The organism is Paenarthrobacter sp. CM16 (genome assembly GCF_013179505.1).
Taxonomy (GTDB): domain Bacteria; phylum Actinomycetota; class Actinomycetes; order Actinomycetales; family Micrococcaceae; genus Arthrobacter.
On sequence record NZ_JABMCX010000292.1, the window covers coordinates 1 to 5,880 of the forward strand.

Sequence of the window (5,880 nt, forward strand, 5' to 3'; positions counted from 1 at the left end):
GTTCATGGCGGGTGGTGGACGGCGCGATTCCCGGGCTGGACGTTGCCGGGCTCATCGCTGAGCACTCGGCGGCGGCGCGGAAGTTGGTGGCGGGCTAGGTTCCGGTCTTTCTGGACCCGTTTCGATGGTTCGCTGCGCATTAGACGGTAGGAGTCGTCTAATGCGCAGGGAGCCATCTATCCGGCTGCTCGAAGGGCCCGAAGCACGCGAATCTTGAATTCCTGCTCCTGGAAAAGATCCCTCCACTTGATCCGAATAAACGTCCACCCGTCCTCCATGAGGGCTTTCTCGCGTTGCCTCTCCTTGAAAATCACCTCATCCGTGGGCGCGTAGTCGAAGTACTTCACCCTGCCATCGAACTCCAGGGCCAACTTCTTGTCGCGCCACGCGAAGTCCAGGTGGTGCCGGCCCTCAACCGTGCGAACTTTCACCTGGAGTTCAGGCTGTTCAATGCGGAGACGAAGGAGCAGTTCCCGGGTCAGGGTTTCCCCGGGAGACTCGGAACGCGGGTCGGCATTGTGGAGGGCGCGGCGAAGGGAAAGCACTCCGTTTCTGCCCCGCAGTGCTGCACACATTTGCCTCAGACGGGCTGAATCGGCGCCAATTCGAAGGGCATGGTCCATTAAGACAAGGCTTTGCCGATAGTTCAGCATCAGGCAACAATCCACCACTGTCTGCTCCAGCGAAGTACACGGCAGCCCGTCCACGAGGACCTCATCGCCCTCCCCGAGCATTCTGGAATGGGCCACCACATCGCGGCCGTGCGAATTCGGTGCCGGTGTCTTCTTCTGCGTGATGTGCACACGATCGTCAACGTCCCACAGAAACAAACGGTGGAGGCGTGCCGCAGACGTGTGGCTATAGACCAAGCCGCCGCCCGACGTCGTGAGTGTCCCATGAGCGTGTGCAGCGATGATTTGCCGGCTTCGGACCGAGGGTTTTTGAACTGCCCAGGTGCTTCCACGGATATAGCAACCCCGGCGGAGCCTCACCAGCACTCCCGCTCGCACCAGTCTGGCTATGGTACGGGCGTTGAATCCGGCCTCGTTAAGCTCGGAAGTACGCCAGAGGTGGATCCCTGAAGGGAGCTCCGAGGGGGCAGCCTTAGTCATAGACCAAGCTTCGTTGGAACCCGACGGCTTGGGACAGGTGCGCCTGCTCCTATGTGGAGAAGTCTGATTCGATGGCTAGCTGCGCACTAGGCGACTCCAGACGTCTAACGCGCAGCGAGGCATCTGTCTGGCGTCGCTCCGGAGATTCGACGGGCCGGGCCCCTGGGGACCACGGTGCTCTCAAAGCCGGCTCAGCCCATTTCGATGGCTAGCTGCGCACTAGGCGACTCCAGACGTCTAACGCGCAGCGAAGCATCGAAACGGGGGCCGCAGCAGGCAGAGGGCACGGAAAAGCGGGCGACACCTCCCCAGGTATCGCCCGCCTCGTTGGCTCTGTTGCGCAGAGTCCGCACACCCTTGGATGCAGGAAAGATCCTAGGGGCGCTGCCGGCCGAACACCGGGAGTGCCCGCAGCCAACGGGAGAACCCGCCGGCTTTGCGGTCACAGTCGGCCGGAATGTAGAAGTCGGGATCCGTTGCACCGAAGGGCAGGTACAGCTCCTGACCCGGCGCCGGGAATTCCACGACGTTGTTCGTATCCTTCGAGTCCATCTGTTCCTCCTCTTTCTCATGCAAGCAGTTTCCGCACTTCGGAAAACTTTTATTGTTATGTGGAAAGTGTAGGCAGTGGCGAAAGCAGCCGTCAAGACCCCCTCCAGGCCAAAGGACGTTGCCCCGGTCACATTTGGATGCTTCATAACGATCCCCCGAAACCCGTATACAGAAGACGAAATAGTGCGCTACTCTCGAATGAGTTCGTGGCGTAGGTCACGTAACCTGAGAGCAGCAGGCAGGGTCGTAATGAGCTGGCATCCATGGATGCTGGCTCTTTTTTGTTGGGTCAGCTCCACCAGAAACGCAGTGGAAACACGCGCTTAATTTCATTGATGGAACGTAGGTTCCACCTCACAGAAGTTGGGATATGACCATGAGCAACAACATCGTCCTCGGCGAAAACCAGTACGGCAAGGCAGAAGTCCGCGTCGTCAAGGTCACTCGGGATACAGACCGCCACCACATCGAAGACCTGAACGTCACCTCGCAGCTGCGCGGCGATTTCCAGGCCGCACACCTTCAAGGCGACAACGGCCACGTCGTTGCCACCGACACCCAGAAGAACACCGTCTACGCCTTCGCCCGCGAAGGCGTGGGCTCACCCGAGTCCTTCCTCCTGCGCCTCGCAGATCACTTCACCAGCGGATTCGACTGGGTTACCGGCGGCCGCTGGGAAGCCGAAGCCTACAGCTGGGATCGCATCCAGGCTCACGGCGAGGGACACGACCACAGCTTCGTCCGCAACGGACAAGAGGTGCGCACCGCCGTCGTCGTCCGTGATGGCGCAACCACCCACCTCATCAGCGGCCTCAAGGACCTGACCGTCCTGAAGACCACGCAGTCCGGCTTTGTCGGCTACCCGCGCGACAAGTACACCACCCTGCCGGAGACCACGGACCGCATCCTTGCTACGGATGTATCCGCCCGCTGGCGCTACAACACCAACCTGGACTTCGCCGGAACGGACTTTAACAAGAGCTACGAGGACATCAAGGCCCTCTTGCTTGAAGGCTTCACCGAGAACTACTCCCACGCCCTCCAGCAGACGCTGTTCGACATGGGCAAGAAGGTCCTGGAAGCACACAGCGAAGTGGACGAAATCAAGTTCTCCATGCCCAACAAGCACCACTTCCTGGTTGACCTGAGCCCGTTCGGCCTGGACAACCCCAACGAGGTCTTCTTCGCCGCGGACCGCCCGTACGGCCTCATCGAAGCAACTGTCCAGCGCGAGAACATCGAGGCTGCACCGGTTGCGTGGAGCGGCATCGCCGGCTTCTGCTAAACCCGCACCACACCACCACTAAATAAGCACCGCAAAATAAGCACCATCCCAAGGGCTTGTGTGCAGGTCCGCCCAACCGCGCCCCGTAAATAGGCCGGACCTGCACACAAACCCAACCCCCAAAACCAAGATTTTGTTAGCCAGACACAGTTAGCCAGACGAAGACGTCTGCCATGAACCCAGAAAGTCTGCCATGAACATCAAGAAGAAATCCCGCCCTGCGAAGACCACCTCGTCGCAGTCGCACAAGCCGGAACGTCCCGAGGACAAGCGGCTCTCCATCGGAAGCACCTTTGCTTACGGCTTCCAGCACGTCCTGACCATGTACGGCGGAATCATTGCTCCGCCGCTGATCATCGGTGCGGCCGCCGGCATGAACTCCCAGGACATCGGCCTCCTTATTGCCGCCTGCTTGTTCGTTGGCGGCCTGGCCACCATCCTGCAGACCGTGGGCATCCCGTGGTTCGGTTCGCAGTTGCCATTGGTCCAGGGTGTTTCCTTTGCTGGCGTTTCCACCATGGTGGCGATCGTCCAAGGCGGCGGCGGGATCCAGGCGGTGTTCGGCTCGGTCATTGTGGCCTCGCTGATCGGCTTGGCCATTACTCCCCTGTTCTCCAAGATCATCAAGTTCTTCCCGCCGGTAGTCACTGGCACGGTGATCACCACCATTGGCCTGACACTGATGCCGGTGGCAGCAAACTGGGCCATGGGCGGCAACGCCAAGGCAGATAACTACGGCAGCATGGCCAACATTGGCCTCGCGGCAGCGACCATGGGCGTCGTCCTGCTCCTGAGCAAGGTTGGCAACGCAGCCATCTCCCGCCTTTCGATCCTGCTGGCCATGGTCATCGGCACCATCATCGCGTTCGTGGCTGGCATGGCTGACTTCTCCAAGGTTGGCCAGGGCGACATCGTCGCATTCCCCACACCGTTTGCTTTCGGCGCCCCCACCTTTGAGGTCGCCGCGATCATCTCCATGCTGATCGTCATCCTGGTGACCCTGACGGAGACCTCGGCAGACATCATCGCAGTGGGCGAGATCGTGGATACCAAGGTGGACTCCCGCCGCATCGGCGACGGCCTCCGCGCCGACATGCTCTCCAGCGCCATCTCCCCGCTGTTCAACTCCTTCACTCAGAGCGCCTTCGCCCAGAACGTCGGACTGGTTGCCATTACGGGCATCAAGAGCCGCTTCGTCGTCAGCGCCGGCGGCCTCATCCTGGTGATCCTGGGTCTCCTGCCCGTCCTGGGCCGCGTTGTCGCAGCGGTTCCGACGCCCGTCCTGGGCGGCGCCGGCGTCGTGCTGTTCGGCACCGTCGCGGCCAGCGGTATCCGTACCCTGGCCAAGGTTGAGTACAAGAACAACATGAACCTGATCATCGTGGCGGCTTCGATCGGCTTCGGCATGATCCCCATCGCCGCACCGTCCTTCTACGACGCCTTCCCGTCCTGGTTCTCCACGATCTTCCACTCCGGCATCAGCTCGGCCGCGGTCATGGCCATCTTGCTGAACATCCTCTTCAACCACCTCAAGGCCGGCAACTCGGACAACCAGTCGGTGTTCGTCGCGGGCACTGACAGGATCGTCAGCGAAGAGGACATCAAGTGCCTCAGCGAAGGCGACCGGTTCGAGAACGGCAAGCTGATCGATGCCGATGGCAAGGAAGTCCCGCTCAAGACCTCCAGCGCGTCGGAGCACTAACTCACCACCGCCCCGTAAATGACAAAGGCGGCAGTGTTTCCTTGGGGGACACTGCCGCCTTTCTCGGCTCGCGAGGAACGCGGACACGCAGGAAATGTACGACGCCGGCACTCGCCAGGGTGCGGAACCCACCTTGGCAGGCTCTCACTTCTGCAAACAGCGCACCGTAGGATCGGGCCATGACCGAACAGCCGCAGGCCCGGCAAGCGCCGTGCTTCCATTCACTGGCCTTCCGCGAAATTCCGAAGCCCGACTACGCGGATGTGTGCCTGGCCACCCTCCCGGACGGCGCCGGCATCGACCCTACGCAATGGGCGGAGCGGGTGTTCTCCTTGGATTCCATGCCTCGCTGGGTGGCCGCGGCAACGGGCTTGCGACAGGTCCTGGTCCCCCTGATCGGTGTTCCCCGTGCCCCTCGCGACACCTTCAAGGTGACAGATCAATTGGGCGAAGAAGCCCTGATCTTCGTCCGGGACAAGCACTTGAACTTCGCGGCCGCCGTCGGAGTTGATCCGGTGAGCCGACTGATCAGGGTGACTACCGCCGTCGAGCTCAAAGGCTGGCGAGGGAAACTATACTTCGGCCTGGTACGGCCGGCGCACCCCATTGTGGTGAACGCGATCCTGAGGAAGGCCACCCGCTCAAAACCCGCGCCGATCTGACAGATAATGCCCATGTTTTTGGAAACATGGGCATTACGTGCCAACTCGGCGGGAGTGTGAGGACTAGTTCTGGTTGAGCTCCGCGGAGATCGCCATGGCAGCCTCGCGCAGCATGGGCACGGCGCGGTCGGCGAAGCTCTGGTCAACACGGGTGATGGGGCCGGAGACGGAGATCGCGGTGGGCGTGGGTGCATTGGGCACGGCCATGGCGAAGCAGCGGACGCCGAGCTCCTGCTCTTCCTCGTCAATGGAGTAGCCACGCTCACGGATGAGCTTGAGGTCCGCGAGCAGGGAGTCGATGTCGCCGATGCTCTTGGCCGTGGGGGTAGGCATGCCGGTGCGGGCCACGATCCCGCGGACAACTTCATCGTCCAGCTGGGCGAGGATGGCTTTGCCCACGCCGGTATCGTGCGTGTGGGCGCGGCGGCCAACCTCGGTGAACATGCGCATGGAGTGCATGGACGGGACCTGGGCAACGTAGATCACCATGTCCGAGTCCAGGACCGCCATGTTGGAAGTCTCGCCGAGGCGCTCCACCAGGGTCTTCAACTGCGGGCGGGCCACAGC

At 61.6% G+C, this 5,880-nt stretch carries 6 protein-coding genes and 1 pseudogene; 4 read left to right on the top strand and 3 right to left on the bottom strand.

What is annotated here, in order from left to right; translation table 11 throughout:
* Positions 1-98 (top strand): annotated as a pseudogene (locus HP499_RS25285) (hydroxydechloroatrazine ethylaminohydrolase); the annotation flags it as partial.
* A gap of 78 nt (positions 99-176) precedes the next feature.
* Here the strand turns inward: HP499_RS25285 and HP499_RS19840 are convergent.
* On the bottom strand, positions 177-1,112 hold the full coding sequence (locus HP499_RS19840; RefSeq protein WP_172325861.1) for a type IV toxin-antitoxin system AbiEi family antitoxin domain-containing protein: 936 nt from the start codon (positions 1,110-1,112) through the stop codon (positions 177-179).
* Between the two features lie 375 nt (positions 1,113-1,487).
* Positions 1,488-1,664, bottom strand: a complete 177-nt coding sequence (locus HP499_RS19845; RefSeq protein WP_014922716.1) for a hypothetical protein — start codon at positions 1,662-1,664, stop codon at positions 1,488-1,490.
* A gap of 370 nt (positions 1,665-2,034) precedes the next feature.
* On the opposite strand from HP499_RS19845, the gene pucL reads away from it, so the two are divergent.
* The 3 genes from pucL (at position 2,035) to HP499_RS19860 (ending at position 5,313) form a co-directional block, all read left to right on the top strand.
* Positions 2,035-2,949, top strand: a complete 915-nt coding sequence (gene pucL / locus HP499_RS19850) for a factor-independent urate hydroxylase (protein ID WP_172325862.1) — start codon at positions 2,035-2,037, stop codon at positions 2,947-2,949.
* 193 nt (positions 2,950-3,142) lie between these two features.
* Complete coding sequence (locus HP499_RS19855; RefSeq protein WP_172325863.1) at positions 3,143-4,651, top strand: nucleobase:cation symporter-2 family protein; 1,509 nt, start codon at positions 3,143-3,145, stop codon at positions 4,649-4,651.
* Between the two features lie 179 nt (positions 4,652-4,830).
* On the top strand, positions 4,831-5,313 hold the full coding sequence (locus HP499_RS19860; RefSeq protein WP_172325864.1) for a DUF2867 domain-containing protein: 483 nt from the start codon (positions 4,831-4,833) through the stop codon (positions 5,311-5,313).
* 63 nt (positions 5,314-5,376) lie between these two features.
* Here HP499_RS19860 and HP499_RS19865 read toward each other — a convergent pair.
* Positions 5,377-5,880: IclR family transcriptional regulator (locus tag HP499_RS19865; RefSeq protein WP_172325865.1), on the bottom strand; the 504-nt coding region annotated here is incomplete at its 5' end.